The sequence below is a fragment of the Pontibacter russatus genome, from assembly GCF_009931655.1.
Classification (GTDB): domain Bacteria; phylum Bacteroidota; class Bacteroidia; order Cytophagales; family Hymenobacteraceae; genus Pontibacter; species Pontibacter russatus.
Map to the genome: position 1 here is coordinate 2,294,826 of NZ_CP047984.1, position 24,141 is coordinate 2,318,966.

At 54.9% G+C, this 24,141-nt stretch carries 17 protein-coding genes; 11 read left to right on the forward strand and 6 right to left on the reverse strand.

The annotated features are described in order from the left end of the window. Positions 1-2: 2 nt before the first annotated feature. Together GSQ62_RS09185 and GSQ62_RS09190 are read right to left on the reverse strand one after the other, a co-directional pair. On the reverse strand, positions 3-2,999 hold the full coding sequence (locus tag GSQ62_RS09185; RefSeq protein WP_161889221.1) for a TAT-variant-translocated molybdopterin oxidoreductase: 2,997 nt from the start codon (positions 2,997-2,999) through the stop codon (positions 3-5). 43 nt (positions 3,000-3,042) lie between these two features. After that, complete coding sequence (locus GSQ62_RS09190) at positions 3,043-4,320, reverse strand: c-type cytochrome (RefSeq protein ID WP_161889222.1); 1,278 nt, start codon at positions 4,318-4,320, stop codon at positions 3,043-3,045. Between the two features lie 584 nt (positions 4,321-4,904). On the opposite strand from GSQ62_RS09190, the gene rpsF reads away from it, so the two are divergent. The 6 genes from rpsF (at position 4,905) to GSQ62_RS09220 (ending at position 9,841) form a co-directional block, all read left to right on the forward strand. Beyond that, positions 4,905-5,276 carry a 30S ribosomal protein S6 gene (rpsF, locus tag GSQ62_RS09195; RefSeq protein ID WP_161889223.1) on the forward strand — a complete coding sequence of 124 codons (372 nt, stop codon included), beginning with the start codon at positions 4,905-4,907 and terminating at the stop codon, positions 5,274-5,276. Continuing rightward, complete coding sequence (gene rpsR, locus GSQ62_RS09200) at positions 5,273-5,524, forward strand: 30S ribosomal protein S18 (protein ID WP_161889224.1); 252 nt, start codon at positions 5,273-5,275, stop codon at positions 5,522-5,524. The genes rpsF and rpsR overlap by 4 nt, the downstream gene beginning before the upstream one ends. A gap of 12 nt (positions 5,525-5,536) precedes the next feature. Beyond that, the gene (rplI, locus tag GSQ62_RS09205; RefSeq protein WP_161889225.1) at positions 5,537-5,980 is read left to right on the forward strand and encodes a 50S ribosomal protein L9; all 444 of its coding nucleotides are present in this window, start codon (positions 5,537-5,539) and stop codon (positions 5,978-5,980) included. Positions 5,981-6,258: 278 nt separating this feature from the next. Then, the gene (locus GSQ62_RS09210) at positions 6,259-7,239 is read left to right on the forward strand and encodes a GSCFA domain-containing protein (RefSeq protein ID WP_161889226.1); all 981 of its coding nucleotides are present in this window, start codon (positions 6,259-6,261) and stop codon (positions 7,237-7,239) included. Positions 7,240-7,312: 73 nt separating this feature from the next. Beyond that, entirely contained in the window at positions 7,313-7,672 is a 360-nt protein-coding gene (locus GSQ62_RS09215) for a hypothetical protein (RefSeq protein WP_161889227.1), read from the forward strand. A 105-nt stretch (positions 7,673-7,777) separates the two neighbouring features. Beyond that, entirely contained in the window at positions 7,778-9,841 is a 2,064-nt protein-coding gene (locus GSQ62_RS09220) for a thioredoxin domain-containing protein (protein WP_161889228.1), read from the forward strand. 381 nt (positions 9,842-10,222) lie between these two features. Here the strand turns inward: GSQ62_RS09220 and GSQ62_RS21080 are convergent, their stop codons facing one another. Together GSQ62_RS21080 and GSQ62_RS09230 are read right to left on the reverse strand one after the other, a co-directional pair. Continuing rightward, complete coding sequence (locus tag GSQ62_RS21080; protein ID WP_161889229.1) at positions 10,223-11,650, reverse strand: OmpA family protein; 1,428 nt, start codon at positions 11,648-11,650, stop codon at positions 10,223-10,225. Positions 11,651-12,033: 383 nt separating this feature from the next. Beyond that, on the reverse strand, positions 12,034-13,323 hold the full coding sequence (locus tag GSQ62_RS09230; RefSeq protein ID WP_161889230.1) for an aminopeptidase P N-terminal domain-containing protein: 1,290 nt from the start codon (positions 13,321-13,323) through the stop codon (positions 12,034-12,036). A 360-nt stretch (positions 13,324-13,683) separates the two neighbouring features. Between GSQ62_RS09230 and moeB the strand changes: the two genes are divergently transcribed. Continuing rightward, positions 13,684-14,769, forward strand: coding sequence for a molybdopterin-synthase adenylyltransferase MoeB (moeB, locus tag GSQ62_RS09235; protein ID WP_161889231.1), 1,086 nt, complete (start codon positions 13,684-13,686; stop codon positions 14,767-14,769). Positions 14,770-15,084: 315 nt separating this feature from the next. Here moeB and GSQ62_RS09240 read toward each other — a convergent pair whose 3' ends face one another. Beyond that, entirely contained in the window at positions 15,085-16,086 is a 1,002-nt protein-coding gene (locus tag GSQ62_RS09240) for a glycosyltransferase family 9 protein (protein ID WP_161889232.1), read from the reverse strand. A gap of 352 nt (positions 16,087-16,438) precedes the next feature. Here GSQ62_RS09240 and GSQ62_RS09245 point away from each other — a divergent pair, with 352 nt between their 5' ends. The 4 genes from GSQ62_RS09245 to GSQ62_RS09260 all read left to right on the forward strand — a co-directional run bounded on the left by GSQ62_RS09245 (position 16,439) and on the right by GSQ62_RS09260 (position 22,439). Then, a complete protein-coding gene (locus GSQ62_RS09245; protein ID WP_161889233.1) occupies positions 16,439-17,206 on the forward strand; it encodes a hypothetical protein in 768 nt (255 codons plus the stop codon). Between the two features lie 278 nt (positions 17,207-17,484). Then, a complete protein-coding gene (locus GSQ62_RS09250) occupies positions 17,485-18,717 on the forward strand; it encodes a M16 family metallopeptidase (RefSeq protein ID WP_161889234.1) in 1,233 nt (410 codons plus the stop codon). Positions 18,718-18,917: 200 nt separating this feature from the next. After that, on the forward strand, positions 18,918-19,562 hold the full coding sequence (locus GSQ62_RS09255; protein ID WP_161889235.1) for an O-methyltransferase: 645 nt from the start codon (positions 18,918-18,920) through the stop codon (positions 19,560-19,562). Positions 19,563-19,916: 354 nt separating this feature from the next. Continuing rightward, positions 19,917-22,439 carry a LysM peptidoglycan-binding domain-containing protein gene (locus GSQ62_RS09260; protein ID WP_161889236.1) on the forward strand — a complete coding sequence of 841 codons (2,523 nt, stop codon included), beginning with the start codon at positions 19,917-19,919 and terminating at the stop codon, positions 22,437-22,439. Positions 22,440-22,622: 183 nt separating this feature from the next. On the opposite strand, the gene GSQ62_RS09265 is transcribed toward GSQ62_RS09260, so the two are convergent. After that, positions 22,623-23,951: an MFS transporter gene (locus GSQ62_RS09265; protein WP_202621862.1), complete on the reverse strand. Its 1,329-nt coding sequence runs from the start codon at positions 23,949-23,951 to the stop codon at positions 22,623-22,625. Between the last annotated feature and the right edge of the window lie 190 nt (positions 23,952-24,141).

Here is a 24,141-nt window from a genome sequence, read left to right on the forward strand (position 1 = left end):
ATTTAAGCTAAATTTCTAATTTTAGTCAGGTACGTTACGTTTGGCTGTGTGTTAAGCTCTTCCAGCACGTGGAAAGCCCGCTCGCCCTGCTCGCGCGCCAGAATCTGCGACACCCGGCTTTCCGGATCAAGCATATCCCCAAACACGATAGCCTCCGTTGGGCACGACTGCGCACAGGCTGTCACGGCCTCCCCGTCTCGCGGCCTTCTGTTCTCGCGTTTCGCCTCCAACTTGGCAAGTTGCACGCGCTGCACGCAGAAAGAGCATTTCTCCATCACACCACGGGCACGCACCGTCACATCCGGGTTTAGCACCATCTTGCCCAGATCGCTGTTCATCATATAGTTTTCGTTGGCGAACTTGTCGTTGTTGAAGTAAGCAAACCAGTTGAACCGGCGCACTTTATAAGGGCAGTTGTTGGCGCAGTAGCGCGTACCCACGCAGCGGTTATACACCATCTGGTTGATGCCTTCGGAGCTGTGCATGGTGGCCGCCACCGGGCAAACAGTCTCGCAGGGCGCGTGGTTACAGTGCTGGCAAAGCATGGGCTGGAAAATAACAGAAGGGTTATCTGCCGGGCGCTCAAAATCAGCAGGCCCGCCATCTTCGTTCTCCACAGCGCTGTAGTACCTGTCGATACGCAGCCAGTGCATGTCGCGGCGGTTCAGCACTTCTGCCTTCCCCACCACCGGAACGTTGTTCTCAATGTGGCAGCTAACTGTGCAGGCGTTGCAACCAATACAGGAGTTCAGGTCGATGACCATGCCCCAGTGGTGATTCTTGTACTCGTAATCCTCCCACAGCGAGATTGTGGCTGGCTTTGTAGGGCCCTCCTTCGTGGCGATGCGAATATATTCTGTTACCTCTTTTGGGTTCTCCTTGTATTGTGCCAGGGTGTTTTCCTGCACCACCAGGCGGTCCATGATGGTGTGGTGCGTCTGTGTCTGCGCGATTGGCGATACGGCACCGGTTTTTTCGATGGTCACCGGCCCTGTATATAGGAGCACGTTGTCAACTACCGATATGATAGGATAGGCGCTTGCCCCCATCCCCTCTGCCACCGGCATTGACTCCAGCTTGCGGCCGTAGCCCATGGCGACTGCAACCGTGCCGTCTGCCTGCCCAGGCTGAACCAGTATTGGCAGCTCAATATTCTTCCCACCTGCAGTCGTTACTTTCACCACGTCGCCCTGTACCAGTTCCATCTCCTCCGCCATGCGCTGCGGCATGGCCACATAGTTGCCCCAGCTCACTTTGGAGATCGGGTCTGGCATTTCGTGCAGCCAGGGGTTGTTGCCGTGCTCGTCAGTGCCGATCCCTACTTTCTCATACACCACTGCCTCGATGGCGCCTCCCTTTACAGGTTTAGCAACCGGAGAAGCGGCAGTGAAATTATTGTTAACAGTAAGTAAGGTGACACCGGTTTCCAACACGCCATTGTGCACGGCCTGCTCCCAGAACATGTTAAAATCTCCGGAGCCAGCTATCTTGCGCCAGTTCTCCCGGATGTAATCATAATAGGTCGTCTTGTTGCCGCTCCAGGTCAGCAGGCTGTCCTGCATCTGGCGCGTCAGGAAGATGGGGCTGATAGTGGGCTGCGTAAGGCTCAGGGAGCCTCTTCTTGGCTCATTGTCGTTCCATGACTCCAGATAATGGTGATCCGGGGTTACGAAATCCGCCAAAAGAGCCGTCTCTTCCACTCTTTCAGAGAAAGACACTTTCAACGGCACCTTCTTCAGGCCGCTCACCACTCTGTCAGACAGCGGGTGGTCATATACCGGGTTTGACTTGTAGAAGAACACGGCGCCAACGGTACCGGCGTTCATCTCCTCAATCAGGCGAATCATAGCGGCATCGTTCCCCTGCTTTACATAGTAAGGCTTGTCAGCGTCAATAGTGGCGCCTGTTGCACCGAGGGAGTTGTTGATGGCGGCCACCATGGCCTGCGTGCCCGGATCGTTTGACCCTGACACCACCAGCGCCTTGCCCTGGTTGGCCTTAAGTTCCTTGATAGCGGCAGCGAGGGCTTTGGTTGCTGCGGCGGGCACATTGCCTGCGCTTCCCTGGCCTGTGATGCCATTATATAGGGCCGTCACCACAGCCGCCTCTTCTGATGGCTTTATCGGAACACGAACGTCTGCGTTAGCACCAGTCATCGAGTAATGCGTCTCGAACTGGTAGTGGCGCGACATATTCGGGTTCTGCGCTGTTACTTTTCTGTTCTGAATGTATTGCTTGGCAAAAACTGTTGGAGCAACCCAGGTACCAAGGAAATCTGCGTTGATGCTTACTACAACCTGTGCTTTACTGAAATCATATCCTGGCACTAGGCCACCGTTGGCGCTCAGCAAGCCAGATGCAGAATTGGCATCGTAGGTAACATGCTCGAAGTTGCCGAAGCGGGCTCCGAACTCATTGATGAGTTGTTTGGTAGAAGGGCTGATGATGGTCGAAGATACGAAGGCCACTTTACCGGTGGTGCCCCCAAGGCGGGAAACAATTTCCTGGTCTACTTGCGCCCACTCGGCTACTTTCCCTTTGCTGAGGGGAGTCCGCAGCCTGTTGTTGTCATACACGCCCAGCACAGACGCCTGCGCTCTGGGGTGCGTACCAAGCGGCGTGAGCGAGGAACTGGGGTTGGGCTCTACTTTAATGGGTCTGCCTTCGCGGGTTTTAACAAGGATGCTGTTGAAGATACCGCTCTGGTAGTAGGTGGTGGCGTACCAGTTGGCCACGCCCGGCTCTACGTCCACTGGTTTATTCAGGTAAGGAATCGCTTTACGAACGGGTGCCTCGCACGATGCCAGCGAAACCGCCGCCAAGCTAAAGCCCATCAATTTCAGGAAGTCTCTCCGCTTTGTTTTGCCATTCGAAGCGCTTTCGTCACTGGTTTCCCTAACAGGCAGGAATTCTGGAAACTCGTTATGAGCATGCTTAGCGAATTCCGGAGTGTTCTCTAACTCCTCAATTCCTCTCCAGTATTTTATTCTGTTTTGCATATTATATGTAGAAAACTCGAATCTTTATCTAAAATAGAATGAATTAATAGTGGCACTTGGAGCACTCTGTACCGCCGTTGGATGAAACCGTGAACGCCCCTTTGGAGCTTGCCTCGTGTATTTCCACCAATTTGTCGTAGTAGCCGTTGCCTTCGGTGTTCAGCGGCGTTTCGCGGTGGCAGTCAATACACCAGCCCATGGTAAGCGGAGAATACTGGTAAACCACTTCCATTTCCTGAATCGGGCCGTGGCAGGTCTGGCACTCAATGCCACCCACCTGCGTGTGCTGCGAGTGGTTGAAGTAAGAAAGGTCGGGGAGGTTGTGGATGCGCACCCACTCGATGGGCTGGTTGGTCTCCAGCGCTGTATATATCTTCTGAATCTCCGGGGACTCTTTCTGAATCTGGCTGTGGCAGTTCATACAGATGTTGGCCGAAGGGATGCTGGCACTCTTGCTCTTGTATACGGTTGAGTGGCAGTAGCCACAGTCTATCTGGTGCTCACCGGCGTGCAGTTTATGCGAGAAGGCGATTGGCTGCTTTGGCTTGTACCCCTGCTGGATGCCGATGCCCATGGCTGAGTCCCAGGTCAGGTCGAGGAGGACCACCACGAAAATGAGCAGCACCAGCGTACGGACCGCCTTGGACTTATATACTTTGGAGAAATCGAAACGCTGGTTAACCACCTGCTCGTCGTACTCGTTCAGCTTGCGGTTGCTGTTCAGGTAGTTCTTCAGCAGCGAGGTAATCAGCAGCAGCGTCACCACCAGCACGATCAGCACCAGAATCAGCACCACCAGTATGATGTCCAGGTAGCCGCCCACGGCGCCAATGGCATCCTGCCCCACATTTTCGCCCGGGGCCTGCGCCACATCCGACCCTACCGTTGTCTGCACCGCCTCATTCGCTGCAGCCGCCTCGATATAGGTCAGAATAGAGGTGATCTCCGCATCGCTGAAGTTGAACGAGGGCATCGCCTGCTTGTTGTACTCGTTATATATGGCAACAGCCTCGGCATCGCCGGACTGTATCAGCGCCTGGGAGTTCTTGATCCAGCTGTGCAGCCACGCCTGATCCCTTCGCCCGTTTACACCCTGCAGGCCAGGCCCCACAATAACGTCTGTTCCGGCAGAGTGACAAACGGCACAGTTGTCTTTGAACAGCGCCTCCCCTGCGTCTACAATGGCGGCATCCTCAACAGGCAGCCCACCCGTACTTGCGGCTTCCGCCGCCCCTTCCGTAGCGCCCGGGGTCACTCCCTTCTGGGAAACCTCTGCCTGCTCACTGGCTCCCTGGGCGTAAGCGCCAAACGAAACCACCATAGCAAACAAGAAGACGAAGAAAACTTTGATTTTTGTTTTAACTATACAGCTAATCATTGCCAAGATCTCTTGTATGTGTTTATTATGAGGTAATATTTCTTAACGGCCACAAATCTACTATGCGAATTCCATTATTCAAACAGAATAAGTTTATTATTTGCCCCTATATACACTATGCGTATAAATCACTTTTAGGCGCCCTTTGAATGAGGTTTTCAGCACAATAGAGGCATTTTTATTTAGAATGATTATAAATAATATTACACTTTCAAAGCATCGATCATATAAGTAAAACCATATTTTATACATGAATTATTTTAGAAACTAATAGACACAAATTGAGGCGGCTAACTTTACAGCTGTCCAAATTAGTCTTTTTTTATCTCACCATTTCACACGCTAAAGTACAAGGCTCCGTGCTCCCGTGTACACCTTGGCATATATAAGGGTAGGCATTGCCCCGTGCCGTCGGCCCCCGACACACGCTGCGTTCTGGCGCGGCGGCGGCTAAACCCGCAAAAAATTTGCTTTGCAGTTATTTAACCCTTATCTTTGCAGGCTAAAATTAAAACCATATCGAACCGATGGAATTGAAAAATTACGAAACGGTCTTCATCCTGACGCCTCTGTTAAACGACGCGCAGATGCAAGAAACGGTCGAGAAGTTCAGACAGGTGCTTAAGGAAAATGGCGCCGACATTATTCACGAAGAGAACTGGGGTCTTCGCAAGCTCGCTTACCCTATCCAGAAGAAATCCACGGGTTTCTATCACCTCGTTGAATTTAAGGCTCCCGGCACCGTGGTGGACGCCCTTGAGCTGGCTTATCGCCGTGATGAAAAAGTTGTCCGTTTCCTGACAACGGCCCTCGACAAGCACGCTGTGGCGTACAACGAGCGCCGAAGAAACGGTGAATTCAAATCACAAGCTAAAAAAGAGGAGGTAAAAGCACAATGAGCTTAGTTAACGAAAGAGTACACAAGCAAGACAACCGCCAGAAGTACTGCCGCTTCAAGAAGAGCGGTATCAAGTATATCGATTACAAAGATGGCAACTTCCTGCTGAAGTTTGTGAACGAGCAGGGCAAGATCCTTCCGAGGAGGCTTACGGGCACCAGCCTGAAGTTCCAGCGCAAAGTGTCGCAGGCGGTAGCCCGGGCAAGGCACCTCGCGATTTTGCCTTATGTTGGAGATTCTTTAAAATAAGGAGGGAGCACGATGGAAGTAATACTGAAAGACGACGTAAAGAACCTCGGCTACAAGAACGACACCGTGACGGTGAAGCCAGGCTACGGCCGTAACTACCTTATCCCGCAGGGGCTGGCAGTTATCGCTGATAAATCAAACAAGAAAGTGGTAGCGGAGAACATCCGCCAGGCCGCACACAAGGCAGATAAAATCAAGAACGACGCGCAGGAGCTGGCAAACAGCATCGGCGATGTAGTGCTGGAGATTCCTGCCAAAGTGGGCGAGACCGGAAAAATTTTCGGCTCTGTTACCACGCTGCAGATTTCCGATGCCCTAAAAGCAAAGGGTGTTGAGGTAGACCGCAAGCGCATCTCCTTCGACCAGGACGTGAAGACAGCCGGTGAGTACACGGCCACCATCAACCTGCACAAGGAAGTGAAGCACCAGGTTAGGTTTAACGTGGTGGCTGAATAAGCACTTATTTAACTTATAAAAGCGTCCTGCCCCACAAAGGCAGGACGCTTTTTTTTACCGCACCCCAACCCCCTCCTAATAACAGGAGAGGGGTAAAAGTTCGAGGAAGAGTATCTGGACATATATAAACACTACTCTTATGTGGATGGCAGCTATAGAACTTTAACATCGCCTTGGTAGAAGCAGTCTCCCTCTCCTGATTTTAAGAGAGGGCCGGGGTGAGGTAAAAAAGCATTCCTCGTATATATACCAGAATCCCCTAAAGCCATATATAACTCATGTTCCGGACCGAAGTACAGATAGCCCCTGCCCAACTACAACTCTCCCTCCAAGACAAAGTGCTGACCATCGGGTCATGCTTTGCGGAGGTGATTGGCAGCAGGCTGAAGCAGAATAAGGTGGATGTGCTGGTAAATCCGTTCGGGACTATTTTCAACCCGCTTTCTGTTTGCCTGTTGTTACAGGCTGCCGCCGGAAATACTCACGACTTTGAGCAACACCTCGTGCAGCACAACGGCATCTGGTACGCTTATGATCTCCACTCCTCCCTCTCCTCGCCGCACAAACAAGAACTGCTGCAAAAGATACAGGAGCGGGTGCATCGGACAAAGGAGCAACTGCAACAGGCGTCGCTGCTCGTCGTTACGCTGGGCACCGCTGTGGCATATAAGCTGCGGGGCAGTGGCAAAGTGGTGGCGAACTGCCACAAGCTGCCGGCAAACAATTTTGAGCGCACGCTGCTGCAAACGGAGGAAATGAAGCAGGCCTTTGAGCAGACACTCGCGCTGCTAAGCCAGATCAACCCGAACCTGCACGTGCTGCTGACGGTGAGCCCGGTGCGGCATATAAAGGAAACCCTTCCCATGAACTCCGTGAGCAAAGCCACGCTGCGGGTGCTGTGCCACCAGTTGGAGGAAGCCCATGCGAACCTGCACTACTTCCCGGCTTTTGAGATCATGATGGACGACCTGCGCGATTACCGCTTCTACGCGCCCGACATGCTGCACCCGACAGAGGTTGCAGAGGAGTATATATGGCAGAAGTTTGTGGCGGCTTATTATGACAAGGGTTTCCAGGTTTTCCGGGAGGTGTGGCAGAAAATGCGGCGGGCGGTGGCGCACAGGCCGTTTCACCCGCAGTCGGAGGCGCACCAGGCGTTTGTGCGAAACACCCTGCAGCAGCTGGCGCAGTTGCGGGAGCAGTACCAGATAGAGACGTCGGCGGAGGAGAAAGCGCTACGCGATCAGTTGTCCGGATAAAGCTCGCGCCCATATAGGCAAAACTCAGGCTTCTGGCAGGCAGTATATATAATGCACACCAAGCCTCAAGCCTATGAAACCGTTACTTCTCTCCTGCTTCTTTTTTCTGGCAACACTGACTGCCGTGAACGCGCAGGCGCCCGCCAACGACCTGAGCATTTTTCTGGGCAAGCTGCAGACATATATAGCTACGCATCCACGTCATATAGAGCCAAGAATGCCCGTTGCAAAGCCTGAGCCTGTCAATCCTCCTGCCCCCATGCCTTCTCTTGAAGTAACCGGCTATATGGAAGACCCTAAAACGGGCCTGCGCTACTACGCCGCATATGACAAGATAGTAGATCCCGAAACAAAATACTCCTTTCATGTGGCTACCATGAAGATTACCTTAGAGCCCATCAAGGAAACAGAAACAGCCTATAAAGAGAAGTAGGCTTTGCCGCAGCCAACCTAAAAAGCATCGCCTGTATTGCAATTGCACCCTATATAACTAACTACCGCCCTCACAGAAAAAGGCCGGTACAACAACCACACAACTATGGCAGAAGACAGAAAACCCAACCGCCTCCTGAACGAAAGCAGCCCCTACCTGCTGCAGCACGCCTACAACCCCGTAGACTGGTACCCCTGGGGCGAGGAGGCGCTGCAGAAAGCGAAGCAGGAGGACAAGCCCATCATCGTGAGCATCGGCTACGCCGCCTGCCACTGGTGCCACGTCATGGAGCACCAGTCGTTTGAGAAGGAGGAGATTGCGGCGGTGATGAACGAGCACTTCGTCTGCATCAAAGTGGACCGGGAGGAGCGTCCGGATGTGGATGCGGTATATATGGATGCGGTGCACGCGATGGGGCTGCAGGGCGGCTGGCCCCTCAACGTGTTCCTGAACTCTGATGCAAAGCCCTTCTACGGAGGCACCTACTTTCCGCCGCAGCAGTGGGTGGGCCTGCTGCAGAACATCGCCGAGGCCTATAAAAAAACCCGGCAGGAGTTGGATAAGTCGGCAGACCAGTTTGCAGAGCACCTCAACCGGAGCGAGTTGGAGCGATACGGGCTGCGCGAGAGCAACTTCCATGTGCGCGAGGACGATTTCAAGCTGATGGGCTACAACTTCAGCACCCGCTTCGACCGGAAACTCGGCGGCATGGGCCAGGCGCCCAAATTCCCGATGCCCACCAACTACCTGTTCCTGCTGCGCTACCACCACCACACCTCCGACCAGACGGCCCTGAACCAGGTACACCTGACCTTGCGCGAGATGGCCTACGGCGGCATATATGACCAGGCGGGAGGCGGCTTTGCCCGCTACTCCGTGGACGCCGAGTGGCTGGTGCCGCACTTCGAGAAAATGCTCTATGACAACGGCCAGTTGGTGACACTTTATGCCGAGGCCTACCAGGCCACACGTGAAACATTGTACCATGAGGTGGTATATGAAACCATCGCGTTTGTGGAGCGGGAACTGATGAGCCCGGAGGGCGGCTTCTATTCCTCCTTAGATGCCGACAGCGAAGGCGAGGAAGGCCGGTTCTATACCTTCACCAAAGACGAACTGCACGAGATACTGGGCAGCGAGGAGCCGCTGTTTTCTAAATACTACCACGCCACCGCAGCGGGCAACTTCGAGCACGGCCGCAACATCCTGCACCGCCGCAGCAGCGACGAGGAGTTTGCCAAAGCGCACGAACTGGAGGTAGAAGTGCTGCAGGACATGGTGCAGAACTGGAAAAGGAAAATCATGGAGGTACGGGCCACGCGCGTCAGGCCGGGGCTGGATGACAAAATCCTCACTTCCTGGAATGCGCTGATGCTGAAAGGGCTGGTGGACGCCTACTATGTTTTCGGCAACGACCATTTTCTGCAGCTGGCCCTGCGCAATGCGAATTTCCTGCTCCAAAACCTGAAAAAAGGCGACAGGCTCTTCCACAACTACAAAGCAGGCAAGGCCACAATAGACGGTTTCCTGGAAGATTATGCCTACCTCATCCGCGCCTTTACCCGGCTATATGAGGTGACCTTCGACGAGCAATGGCTGCAGCAGGCAAGGCAACTGACAGACTATACCCTGAAGCACTTCTTCGACGAGGCAGAGGGCCTGTTCTTCTTCACCGACCAAAGCTCGGAGAAACTCATTGCCCGAAAAAAGGAAATCATCGACAATGTGACGCCTGCCTCCAACTCGGTAATGGCAACCAACCTGCACTTCCTCGGGCTGTATTTTGATGAGGAACGCTATACCGCCCTCTCGAACGAGATGCTGGCGAAGGTGAAGGACCTGCTCGTGAAAGAGCCCTCCCACCTGAGCAACTGGGCCTCGCTTTATTTTTACAAACTCACGCCAACAGCCGAAGTGGCCATCGCTGGCGAGGAAGCCTCCGGGATGCGTGACGAACTCAGCGCATTTTACCTGCCCAACATGATTCTGCTGGGCAGCAGCAACGGGCAAAGCAGCCTGGCGCTGCTGGAAGACAAAGTGGCCATCAACGGTGAAACCACCATCTACGTTTGCTACAACAAAACATGCCAGTTGCCCGTGCATGACGCCGCCTCGGTGCTGGAGCAGTTACAGGGCATGCAGCAGAATCCAAAATTCCCGCCGCTGTAGCTATATATGAGTTAAAGACGAAGCCGCCGGACAAGATATCCGTTTCAGCAGTTGGCACAGCTCTGAGTGGTATATAGCTGGAAAATCTCTATAGGACGCAGGAGGTGCAGTTCTTCTGTCGGAAGAGGGAATATATAAAGCGAAACAGACGGAAATCTACGTGAGGCAAGAAACAGGAACGCCGCCCCAGGCATAACCGGGGCGGCGTTCCTGTTCCTGCAAGTGCGGCTCCCTACCTACACACCCGCTCGAGGTTCGGGTTTGGGTAAGTTCCCCAATATCGCTTTAGAAAGATATATACCGGGCGCACGATCAGGCTCATAACAGAAAAAGGCCGCAGGATATCCTGCGGCCTTTTTCCAATCTTTATATACTCCCCTTTTATTCGAGGTCAAGTTGCATATCAGGTGTGTTCAATTCAAACCCTACCCTTCTGTTCTGCGCTCGCGCTTCTGCAGTTCTGCGGCGCGACAGGCGCTCGTTCACCTCTACCAGCGGCTGTGTCTCGCCATAACCTTTTGTCACCAAACGGTCAGGGTTCTGCACGCCTTGCTCAATGAGGTATTCCTTCACCGCTTCTGCCCGCTGCTCAGACAGCGCCTGGTTGTATTCTTCAGAGCCAATATAGTCGGCGTGGCCTTTGATGAGCAGCACATGGTCCGGATAGTTGGTCAGGGCAACCACAATGCTGTCGAGCAGTTGTTTGTAAGAATCCTGCACACGGGCCTGGTCGAACTCAAAGCGTACTTTCTCTTCCAGCAGGCGCTGCGTTGCCTCGTCTAATTCAGGGCATCCGTTTGTTTCGGCTGTTCCCGGAGAAGTTGGGCAGTTATCCTCATTGTCTGGCACACCGTCACCGTCAGAGTCTACTGGGCAACCGTCTGGGCCTACCTGCACACCGGCTGGCGTGTCTGGGCACTGATCCTGGTCATCTGCCACACCGTCGCCGTCTGCGTCAGGGCAACCCTGCATGGCGGCAGTACCGGCCTGGTCTGGGCAACGGTCATCTTTGTCGGCTACGCCGTCACCGTCTTTGTCAGGGCAACCCTGGGTCGCGGCAGTACCGGCCTCAGTCGGGCATTCATCCTGGTAATCCGGCACGCTGTCAGCGTCTGTGTCGATTGGGCAGCCGTTTTTGTCCACCTGCACGCCTGTCGGGGTGTCAGGGCAATCGTCTCTTCTGTCCGGCACACCGTCACCGTCAGTGTCTTTGGCTTTGCCTAAGTTAAAGCCGAGGCCTACGTTGTGCATCAGGAAGCGGTCGTTGTCGCCCTCCTCGATGCCATCGATTTTATCCTGGCCGATGATCATATAGTTCGTCTCTACAAACGCGCTTACGGCGTCAGAGAAACGCAGCCGGATACCGGCGCCGCCTTTCAGGGCAGACGTGAAAAATTTATCGTCCTGCTGCGTTGAGCCGTCAGCACGGGTTACATCTGTGTTAGCCCAGGCGCCACCACCGGCAATCTGCAGGTATGGTCCGATAAAAGCGTCCTCTTTCAGAATGGTGCCGTACATTTTCAGGCGCAGGGCCAGCATGGCGGTCCCCATCTTCGCCTCAAACTGCCCCAGCGTGGACGACTCGATTTCCGGCCTGCCATACGTGAACTGCAATCCAGCATCGAAAGAAGGGCTGATGAAGCGGTTCAGATTGATACCTCCACCCCACTCGGGGTCGCTGTACTCATCGTTGTTGTTCATGTCGCCCCTGTACTGTAAGGCACTTCCATATATCTGGAGATTTGTCTTCTGATCTGAGCTCTGCGCGAACAGTTGGTCACTTGCCGTAAGCAAGAACACCAGCGCCATAGCTAGTCTACATAGTTTTGTAAGTTGTGTTTGCATGGTTTTACGAAGTATATTTTGATATGACAATACGTGCATGTTTGCAAAGGTGTTTCTATTATCATTAAAAAACAACCTTTTGCCTGACGGCGCGGCGGCCGCCGCTGCACGAAACTTTAAGAGGAGAAAAAGTTTTTCCATAGGCACAGGAAGCGATTTATAATTCTAATACCTTAACTGCCACCGCAGTGGTGACTGAATTAAACCTGGCGCGCGCCAGTCCTATCCTTAAAACTGATACCACTGCACAAGGTTGTTCAGGACGTTTTTTTTTAATCAACCGCAGTAATTTTAGTGTAAGAACGGCAAAAACCGCTGTCGGCAATGCTCCGCCTCCGGCATGCGCACTACCGCTGCATGAGCCGTTCTATCTCATCGGCTTCAATGGGGATGTTTTTCATCAGGTCGCGGGGGCCGTGCGGCGTCACCAGGAAGTCGTTCTCCAGCCGGACGCCGATGCTCTCCTCCCGGATATAGATGCCCGGCTCGCAGGTGAACACCATGCCCGCCTCAAACGGCCGGAACCTGTTGCCGACGTCATGCACATCCAGTCCCAAGTGGTGCGAGGTGCCGTGCATGAAATACTTTTTATAGAGCGGCCTGGCAGGGTCCTGGTTGCGCACGTCGCTCTCGTTCAGCAGCCCCAGCCTGATGAGCTCGTTCTCCATCAGGGTGCCCACAAACTTATGGTACTGGTCGAGGGTGTTTCCCGGCACCAGCATCTGCGAGGCTGCCCTCATCACCGTCAGTACCGAGTTATATATGTCGCGCTGGCGGGGCGTGAATTTACCGCTCACCGGCACCGTACGCGTCATGTCGGCGGCATAGTTGGCGTATTCTGCCCCGAAGTCCATCAGCACCAGTTCGCCGTCCTCACATTCCTGGTTGTTGTCCACGTAATGCAGGATGCAGGCGTTGCCGCCGGAGGCGATGATGGACGCATAGGCGGGCCCCCTGGAGCGGTTGCGCAGGAACTCGTGGCAAATCTCCGCCTCTATCTCGTACTCCATCACACCGGGCCTGATGAAGCCCAGCAGGCGGCGAAAGGCTTTCTCCGTGATGTCGCAGGCCTGTTGGATAAGCGCCACCTCCTGCTCCGACTTTACCGCGCGCAGTTGGTGCATGATGGGCGCGCTGCGCTCGTATTTGTGCAGGGGGTAGCGCTGCTGGCACCGCTTCACGAAGCGGGCGTCGCGGGTCTCTACCTCCACCACGGCGCGCAGGTGCTCGTTTGTGTTCAGGTATATATGCTCGGCCTCAAAGAGCTGGCTGTTCAGCACCTGGTCAAACTGGTGCGTCCACAGGATGCTCTCGATACCGGACACTTCCCGGGCCTGCTCTTTGGTGAGTTTATATCCCTCCCAGGTCAGGATGTGGTCGTTGGTTTCGCGCACAAACAGCACCTCCTTCATGCGCTCGTCCTTCGCATCCGGGAAAAGCAGCAGGATGCTCTCCTCCTGGTCCACGCCCGTGAGGTAGAACAGGTCGCTGCCCTGCCGGAAAGGCATGGTGCCATCGGCATTGGTGGGCATCACGTCGTTGGAGTGGAAGATGGCGACAGAGGAGGGCTTCAGTTGGCCTGCAAAATTGCGGCGGTTGCGCTTAAAAAGGGACTGGCCGATCGGAGAGTATTTCATCTTGCCTGAGGGTTTTCTTCGGTTGAAACAATGGCTTTCGCCGCTTAAATCTACTATAAAATAAGCAAATTAAGCAACGCTGGTGTTCCGCTTTGCTTCCTGCCCGCTTCCCCGGGCATTCTTTTATATATCGTTAAGTATCCGGACAGAATGAACCTGCACTACCCATAGCAGCATTGTGCAATGCAGGTTTTGATGATTAACCATATATGAAACAGCGATGGCATTTGGTGGTTGAGGATATAAAACGCACAGCTCCCTGCCGCTCCTTTTCAGGCAACTCATTCCTGTTTGCCGTATCTTTATCGGGAGGAATGGGCGTGAGACTAACGCTGCAGCACCCTATATAAATTGCAAAGCATGTTAAGCAAAGAAGAGACAGCGCGCTACAACCGCCAGCTGATACTGCCGGAGTTAGGCGTGGCGGGCCAGCAGAGACTAAAAGAGGCGAAGGTGCTGATGATTGGCGCCGGGGGCCTGGGTTGCCCCGTGCTGCAGTATCTGGCAGCCGCTGGCGTGGGTACCATCGGCATCGCCGACATGGACGTGGTGGGCGAGAGCAACCTGCACCGGCAGATTTTATATACTTCCGCCGATGTGGGCCAGCCTAAGGCAGCCGTTGCCGCCCGGAAACTGGCGCAGCAGAATCCTTTTGTGCAGTTTGAGGAGCATGGCGGGGGGATTACGGTAGCCAACGCGCTGGAGCTGGTGCAACAGTACGACGTAGTCATCGACGGCTCCGACAATTTCCCGACGCGCTACCTCGTCAGCGATGCCTGCACTATCCTGAAGAAGCCGCTGGTGTTCGGCTCTATCTTTAAGTTCGAGGGGCAGGTGACGGTGTTTAACTACAAGGACGGCCCCACGTACCGCTGCCTTTTCCCGGAGCCGCCCGGTGCCAACGAAGTGCCCAACTGCGCCGAGATCGGGGTGCTGGGCGTGTTACCCGGCATTATTGGCACGCTGCAGGCCAACGAAGCGATAAAAGTGATAACCGGCATGGGCGACGTGGCTTCTGGCAGGTTGCTGCTGTTCAACGCCCTTGCCCTCAGCTTTTACTCCGTCAAGATCCCGCGCAGCGCCATGGCCGATCAGGTAACGAAGCTGCAACCCAGCTACGAAATAGCCTGCGCCCCCGAAGCTCCAACTGACATTGTGGAGTTGTCGCCGGAGGAATATAAGAAGTGGTTGAAAAACGGCAGAGAAGTGCAGTTGCTGGATGTACGGGAGCCGCACGAGTATGAGGCGTTCAACATTCGCGGGGCATCCGTCCCTTTGTCGACGCTGGAGCAGAAGATTTCCGGCTTGCAGCTGGCACCGGAGGTGGTGGTACACTGCCAGGCCGGGGCCCGCAGCCGGAAAGCCATCGCCCTGCTGCAGCCGCACTTTCCGGAGGTGAGGTTTTATAATTTAACCGGTGGCTTGGCAGCCTGGGATGCGGAGTAGATTTATGCCCAACGCCAGACGCTCGCAGGAGCTGCGCACACTGCGAGGTCTTTAAGGTCTACAGCCAACAGCTTATATATAGGCAGCAACCAGTCAACGTCCCCATACTCCAAGTTTGCAACTTGGAGTACCAATAAGGTCAGTTTTCAACCGGCAAAATTTTACAGAACAATCCACGCCAGTTGAAAACTGGCTCCAAAACAAGCTCCAAGTTCGCAACTTGAAGTATCATACAGATGCCACTGCGATATGCTTCATAATGACTGAAAAATCAACCATTGAGCCATTTAACAATCATCAACTAACAATTAACCATCACCCAGCCACCGCCTGTTGCAGCACATCCAGCAGTTGCGCGTTGCGGATGTCGCGGGCGCACTTAAAGTGGCCCTGGGGGCAGGCTTTGTAGCCGTGCAGGCCGCAGGGGCGGCAGTAGAGCGGCTCCTCGCGCTCCACCACTTCAGCAAAGTCAGCCAGCGGGCCGAAGCCGAAGCGCGGCACCGTGGAGCAATAGATGGCGCAGGTGGGGGCGTTCAGCGCCGAGGCCAGGTGCATCGGGCCGGAGTCGTTCACGTAGTTCAGCACCGCATCGCGCATCAGCGCCGCCGACTGCAGCAGGTTCAGCTGCCCGCACAGGTTCTCCACACGCGGATTCTCACTCTCCGCAATAATTCCCTCGCAGTGTGCTTTGTCGGCAGGCGAGCCCAGCAGGTACACTTTATAGATAGGGTCCAGGCTGTTGAGGAGTTGCACCCACTGCTGCTGCGGGTACTGCTTCGTGAACCACACCGACGTTGGGGCCATGCAGATATAGGGTTCCTTCTTCCATGCCTCCACTTTGGCAAAATCCATCGGGCTGGGGTAGAGCTTCGGCCTGGACGGGATGGCGTTAGTCAGGCTCTGGATGAGCAGGTCGTTGCGCTCCACCTCGTGCGTTCCCGACTCCACATCATGCACATAGCGCCGGGTGAAAAGGCGGGAGAAAGGGTTCTTCTCAAAGCCGACTGTTTGCTTCGCCCCCGAAAAAGCGGTGAGAAAACCTGTGGCCCCGAAGCGCTGCACGTTCACCACCAGATCGTACTGCTCGGCCCGTATCTGCCGCAGCAGTTTCCAGAGGCTTTTGTACTTGCCTTCCTGCTTGTTCCAGATGAGCACCTGGCGCAGCAGCGGGTGTTCTTTCAACAGGCCCTCGTTGCCTTTGCGCAGCAGGAAATCGATATGGGTGTCCGGGTAAAAAGCATGCAGTTTCTCCACCAGCGCGGTTGCCAGCACCACATCGCCCAGAAAAGCGGTCTGTATGATCAGTATTTTGTTCATGCTGCTATGGCTGCCCCGGCAAAACTACATCCGTTAAAGCTGGCGTGCAAACCACCCGGGGAAGCAGCAGGCGCTATATATAATAAGTGGCCCCGGGCAGGGCGAGACAATGAGTGAAGACTGCCGCCGCAATAGCTCAGGAAGCCGGATATGCTTAAACTAATATTAAAGCGACTTTAACGGAATAGTTGCGGAAACTATATAAAATTCCGTTTTGAGTCTTGATATTTGCGACCGGCTGCCTCCGCCACTGTGCTATATATAACCCGCAGCCAATGGCACACCACCTGTGCCCTACGTCATGACGCATGCAGGGGATGCGCGGCTTCCGCTTCCCTGCCTATATAACCATATGAAAAGACCTGTATCCCTTATCTGCTCCCTCGCCCTTTTGCTTTTCATGTCGGGCTGCGTGTCTACGTATATGCCCAACGTGCCCAACGTGCCCATGTTTACCCAGAAGGGTGAGTTGAGCGTTGGCGGCCATATCACGCCCAAAGGCAACATCACCTTCAACACCTCCTATGCCGTATCGGACCATTTTGCGGTGCTGGCGAATGGCTCCATGCTGAACAGCGAGCGCCGGAAGCGTGACTTCCAGCACAACCTGCTGGAGGCTGGCGGCGGCTACTTCACCACCTTTGGCCCGAACAACAACCGGATACTGGAGGTATATGGCGGCGTTGGCGCGGGCAGCAGCGACCGCACCGACAAAGACGAGGACGAGAAAGGCAACATGACGTACGAGCGCCGCGAGGCCAGCTTCAGCAAGTACTTTGTGCAGGTGAACTTCAGCTCCAAACGCAAGAAATCGCTGCGCCTGCTGGGCCGGGAGTTTCCGCTGAACTACGGCACCGCCCTGCGCGCCAGTTACGTGGATATGAGCAGACACCTGCTGAACGGCGTGCCGCAGGAAGAGGAAAGCAACATCTTTCTGGAGCCCATCTTTTACACGCGCCTCACCCTGAACCCCTCGGTGCAGTTGCAGTACACCAGCGGCTCCAACTTCGGCCTGAAGAACGGCGACGCCCTCACCGCCGGCTACGCCGTGTTCTCGCTCGGCTTTGTGATAAATGTGGGCAGCCGCAGCCCACAGAAAACCGCTCCCGCTAAACGTTAGATCACTCTTTCCATATATAACTTACATCTATATAGTTCATATAGCTGTATAGTTCAGCCTTGCATATATAAAGCCGCTGGATTTCAGTAGATGTAAACCCACCCCTCCTCAGAGGGGCAGGGGTGGGTTTAATTTCAGCAGTATGCCCGTATCGAGCTCGGGTACATGCAGCTCAGGTATATATAACTCCGCCACACGCTAACGAATGTCGGACTTGCGGATGCCGGAGAAGAATCTGCTATTTTTTCTGTACCTTTGCAGGCTAAATTTCAGATTGAATGCCTGATTATCATATCCATACTTTACCCAACGGAATTCGCATTGTACACAAGCAGGTGCTGCACACCAAGATAGCCCACAGCGGGTTTATCCTGGACATCGGCAGCCGCGACGAGCTTCCCAACCAGACCGGCATCGCCCACTTCTGGGAGCACATGGCCTTCAAAGGCACCGAAAAGCGCAGGTCGTTCCATATCCTCAACAGGCTCGAGTCGGTGGGCGGCGAGCTGAACGCCTACACCACCAAAGAGAAAATCTGCTTCTACTCCTCGGTGCTGGACAAGCACTTCGACAAATCGTTTGAGCTGCTGACCGACATTACCTTCCGCTCGGTGTTTCCGGAGCGTGAAATCGAGAAAGAACGCGGCGTGATTCTGGAGGAAATGGCTATGTACCTCGACACGCCCGAAGATGCCATTGTGGATGAGTTTGATGCTGTGGTATATGACAAGCACCCGCTGGGCAACAACATCCTGGGCACCAAAGAGAGCGTGTCGCGCTTCGCCAGGCAGGACTTCCTCGATTTCCTGGACCGCACCCTCAGCACCGATTCGCTCCTGTTCTGCTCTGTCAGCAACCTGCCGTTCGAGAAGGTGCTGAAGCTGGCCGAAAAGCACCTCGGCGATATCCCGGAAATCAAGAAACAGCGGGAGCGCGTGCCGTTCAGCAGTTATATGCCCAAGGCGATTACCCTCGAAAAGCCAATCTCGCAGGCACATTGCGTAATCGGCTCCCCGGCCTACGCCCTCTCCGACGACCGCCGCATCCCTTTTTTCATGCTCGTGAACCTGCTGGGTGGCCCTGGCATGAATTCGCGCCTGAATTTGGCGGTGCGCGAAAAGCACGGTCTGGTCTATACGATTGACGCCAACTACGCCACCTATATAGACACCGGCCTGCTCACCATCTACTTCGGCACTGAGAAAAAGCAGCTGAAGCGCACGACATCATTGGTATTAAAAGAACTGAAAAAGCTGCGCGAGGTGCCACTTGGCTCACTGCAACTGCACACGGCCAAAGAGCAGTTGATGGGCCAACTGGCCATGGCCGAGGAAAGCAACATGGGCCTGATGATGATGATTGGCAAGAGCATCCTCGACCAGGGCCACGTGGACTCGCTGAACGACATCTTCGGCCAGATAAAAAACATCACCGCCACCGACCTGACGGACATCGCCAACGACGCCCTGCGCGAAGACCAGCTCAGCTTCCTGAATTATGTGCCTGCGTGATAGTTGATTGTTAGTTGCTGCTTGTTATTCAGTAATTGTTAAATTGCTATATGGCTAAATGGTTGATTGTATGCTGATATATATATGGATGCCCCTTCTATATTTAAGAAACAACAACCAATTAACCATATAGCCATTAAGCCATTCAACCATATATCCGTAAACAATCAACAATCAGCTATTTACAACCAGCCATCAAAATGGACCTCATAGACGAAGACCTGCTGCACTATGCGGAGGAGCACACAACGCCGGAAAGCGCGCTGCTGCACAAGATAAACCGAGAAACGCACCTGCATGTGCTGCGGCCTCGGATGCTGTCGGGGCACCAGCAGGGACGCTTGCTGTCGATGTTTTCGAAGATGCTGCAGCCAAGGCAGATTCTGGAGGTCGGTACGTATACCGGCTACTCGGCCCTCTGCCTCGCCGAAGGGATGCAGCCGGGCGGCAAGCTCCACACCATCGACATAAACGAGGAACTGGAAGAGCGGGTGCGCGGCTATTTCGCGGAAGCTGGCCTCACAGACAGCATTAAATATTATATAGGCAACGCCCTGGAGATTATTCCCTCCCTTGAGGTTACGTTCGACCTGGTGTTCATCGACGCCGACAAAATCAATTACGCCGCCTACTACGACCTCGTGATTGACAAGGTGCGTCCCGGCGGTATCCTCATCGCCGACAATGTGCTCTGGAGCGGCAAGGTGCTGGAGAAGTACCGCAAAAAACTGGACGAGGACACGAAGGCCGTCATGGATTTCAACAGCAAAATACAGGACGACGCGCGCGTCGAAAACATCCTGCTGCCGGTGCGCGATGGTCTGCTGGTAGTACGGAAAATCTGAAGTAATATATATAGCATCTTAATTTTATAAAGGAAAGGGAGAGCGGCGATGCTCTCCCTTTTTTCTTTTTTGCACCGCCCGGCGTGGCCAGTTTCTCATCATTCATATATAACCAGCTACAATACTGCACGTTAGGCTCAAGCCATATATAAATGGCTTATCGGGCGGGCATAAAGGGCTCAAAAAATAAGGAAAGAACTTGGCGAAGCGTTTTATAATGCGAGGCAAATTGCGTTATTTTTGCGAGCGTTATATTACTTTCAAACATATTAGCGCATAGCAATTTAAGCGCCACCAACTCAACAGTAAGTAGAGCCGCAGCATCAACATTTAGCCATAGTAAAGTACCAAGCCATGAGAAAATCCATCAGCAGCCTTTTTGCCCTCCTGCTCCTGCCCCTGCTGGCGCTGGCGCAACTCGTCACGGTGCCCCGCAACGTCTATTTCGCCGACATTCACCTCACCCTCACCAACGGGGCGCAGGAGGAAATCCAGAGAAAGGTGGACGCGCTGCACCGCAACCAGACCTACTTCAAAATGAAGGTGGACCTGGCGGATGCCTACTTTCCGGTGATCGAGCGGGTGTTCAAGGAGGAAGGCGTTCCTGACGATTACAAGTACCTGGCCCTGCAGGAAAGCGGCCTCATCGGCGATGCCATATCCACCTCGAATGCGGTAGGCTACTGGCAGTTCAAGCGCGAGGCCGCCTCCGACTTTAACCTGCGCATGGACCACCGGGTGGACGAGCGCCGCCACATCATCGAGGCGAGCCGGGGCGCCGCCAAATATTTCCTGCGCAGCAACAACTACTACAACAACTGGCTGAACTCGCTGCTGTCGTACTACCTGGGCTACTCCGGCGCCAAGCCCTATACCCGCCCTTCGGACAACGGCACCCGCAGGATGGAGATAACGGAGAAGGTGAACCCCTACATCCTCACGTTCCTGGCCCACAAAATTGCCTACGAGGCTTTTATAGGGAAAAGCAACCCGCCCGCTTTGTCGCTGCGCGAGCTGCGCGCCGAGCCCGGCCAGAGTTTGGCGGACATCGCCATGGCCACGCAAACCGATTACGCCGAACTGGAGAAATACAACAAATGGCTGCTGGGCAACACGATTCCCTCGGATAAGGATTACTACGTGATGGTGCCCGTGCGCAACGGAGGCAGCGATGCCGGGCTGCTGGCGTCGAAGGACACTACGCCGCTCACGAAGGAAAGGCCCGCGGCAACACTGGTGAAGGCAGGCCGCAATGGCCTGACCACCATCGTGGCCCGCCCCGGCGACACGAAGGACAAGCTGGCGGCGCAGGCGGGCCTCTCCACCCGCCGGTTCCTGCGGTACAACGACCTGCGCAATTTTGATAAGATTGAGCCCGGCGCTGTATATTACACCGAGAAGAAAAACATGGCGGCCGATGCGGAATACCACGTGGTGCAGCCCGGCGAGACGATGCAGCAGATTTCGCAGCACTACGGCATCCGGCTGAACTACCTGCTGTTCAAGAACCGCATGAAACGCAGCGAGGTGCCGGTGCCGGGCCGTGTGCTGTGGCTGCAGAAGCGCCGACCGGCGCACACGCCGATAGAGGTCCGTGACCTGGGCCAGAAGCAACCAGTAGCTGCCGCCGCCGCACCGAGCCAGAGCCAGCCTGCCGTTGCTTCTGCCGCCAGCACAGAAGAAGTGAAAGAACAGGACAAGGCACCGAAGGAAAGCATCTTCAGGAGATTCATCAACAGCTTCAAGCGCTTCAAGGAAGATAAGCCGGAACCGGAGGAAGCAGAAGCTGGAATGGAAGAGGAGGCAGCCGCTGCTACCGAAGTCAAAAAACCTGCTCCTGCTGTCCGTACAAAAGCGACTGCAGCCAGCAAGGCTGCGCCTGCCACAGAAACTGAAACGGCAGAAGAGCAGGAGGAAGATGGGTTTATGGACCCTATCGTGATAGAACCAGTGGAAACCGATGCTGCAACGGAGGCCCCGCCGACACAGGCACCCGCCGCCGCGCCGCAGAAGAAACAGCCGGAGTTATACCCGCAGAGCGACACTACAAGCATTTTCCAGGAGCCTGCTCACGCCACCGAAGAAACGGTTGACATCCTGCTTGATTCAGCGGCCACCTCCCCTGTAGCAGCTGAGGAAGACACGACGGCCGAAGAAGAGGAAAACTGGATTATAGGAACCGCGACAGACGAAGACTCCACGGCAGAGGTGAAGGATATATTCGTGGAGCCTGCCGCCACGCCGTCAGCCAAACCAAAGCCAGCCCCTGCCAAGCCTGAAAAGGCGGCTCCGGCTGCCGCGGCAAAACCGGCCCCCAAGCCAACAAAGCACATCGTCAAGCAAGGCGAGACACTCTACGCCATCTCCAGGATGTACGCCGTCACCGTCAACGACCTCACCGCCTGGAACAAACTCGGAAACGAGCCGCTGCGCGCGGGGCAGGAGCTATATATAGCCGAGCCGCTCGTGCAGCCCACACAGGCAGAAACAGCAGAAAGCGCCGCTGCTGCGCAGCCTGCAGGCAACAGCGCCTTCCACACCGTGGCTGCCGGCGAAACCCTCTACCAGATATCCAAGGCATATCATGTGTCGCTGGAGGAGTTGCGTGAGTGGAACGAGTTATCGGACAACAGCATTCGCCTGGGCCAGGAGTTGCGCGTGCAGGCGCCTGCCCGCGCTGCGGCCCCCGAAGAGACCGATGCAGACACTGAAACCAGCGCTGTGCCAGCCAGCGGTTATCACACCGTCGCTTCCGGCGAGAGCTTGTACCAGATTTCCCGCCAGTATGGTGTTACCATCAAGGACATCATGGAGTGGAACAACAAGCGCGATTTCTCCGTGAGCATCGGCGAGAAACTCCGAATCAGGAAGAAGTAAAACGAAGCTATTTGATATTAGATTTTGACAGGCAGCTATATATGGCTGCCTGTCTCATTTATTATTCGTCCTATATATAGGCAGGCCGCACCAATACTTTTTTTCGCTGGCGCGAGTTTGCAACTCGTGCCCCCGTGTTAGGATGTAGGTTTCGATCATATATCCTATATATGGCTTCTAACACTATCGTTCCTCCGGCGGGGCGGCCAGGTTAGAGGCAGATTGCAGGCCGGTGGCGATTTCCGGCACAATGCCCAGGCGCTCATAAATAGGCCACACCATCTGCCGGAGGCGGGGAAGCCTCACGGCAAAGGGCACAATGCTCAGCGCGCACAGCAAGCCGCAACCTGCCAGCGTGTAGCCCACCCCCACCCGCTCTGCCACGGCCCCGGCCAGCATGCTGCCGATGGGGGCCATGCCCATAAATGCCGTGGCATACAGACTCATCACGCGCCCGCGCTTGTCATCATCCGTCAGCGTTTGCAGCAGCGTGTTGCAGGAGGCCATCGACACAATCATGCCGAAGCCGGTGAACAGCATCAGCACAAGCGACAGCAGCAGCATGTTTGAGAAAGAGAAAGCGATGAGAGACGAGCCAAACAGAACCATCGTGAACACAATCACCCTGCCCAGCCCCATCACCGATTTCCGCTGCGCCAGAAACAAGGCCCCGCTCAAGGCCCCTAAGCCGGAGGCTCCCATCAGGTAACCCAGTGTGTTCGCGCCTCCGTGCAGAATATCCCGCGCAAAAACGGGCAGAAGCACACTAAACGGCATTCCGAACAGGCTCAGGAGCGCCACAATCATAATCAGAGCCCGAATGGGCGGAAAGCCGAAAGCGTACCGGAACCCGTCTTTCAACGATTGCCAGGGTTTCCGCTCCTGCGCCACCCGCTCCAAAGGCTCCAGGCGCATCAGCAGCAGCGAGGCCAGCACGGCTATATAGCTAAGGGCGTTGATGAGAATGCAGATGCCCTCCCCTACCACCGCGATGATGAGTCCGGCAATGGTTGGCCCCACCAGGCGCGCCATATTAAACATGGAGGAATTCAGGGCGATGGCGTTGCTGATGTTCTCCCGCTTCTCCACCAGCTCAAACACGAATGCCTGCCGGGTAGAGATGTCGAGGGCATTGATGATGCCCAGCACGGCGCTCAGGGCCAGCACATGCCATATCTCAACCGTTTCTGTCAGCACCAGCACGGCCAGCGTAGAGGCCTGTAGCATCGAGAGCGCCTGCGTCACGATCAACACCTTGTGCCGGTTGAACCGGTCGGCGGCCACGCCCGCGAAGGGGCCGAGCAGGAAGGAAGGAATCTGGCTGGAGAACGTCACGGCCCCGAGCAGGAACACCGAGTCGGTGAGGCGGTACACGAGCCAGCTGAGGGCAATCTGCTGCATCCAGGTGCCGACAAGCGAGATGCCCTGCCCCGTAAAGAACAGCCTGTAGTTGCGCGACTCCAGCGCCCGGAACATCCCGCTTAACTTTCCTCCTGATTTCGCTTCTCCCATACAATGACTTTCTCCTATCCGGCACAGCTTTTTGTTTACGTGTGGCTACCGCTTCCGAGTTATAATTTATATGGCAGTTGGTTATATATAGCCTATACCACCAACTGCTCCCTGAAAACCTGCCCCTCCGAGGAGGGGGATAAACTACTTTAGCGGAAAATCCCCCTCCCTGGAGGGGTTGGGGGTGGGT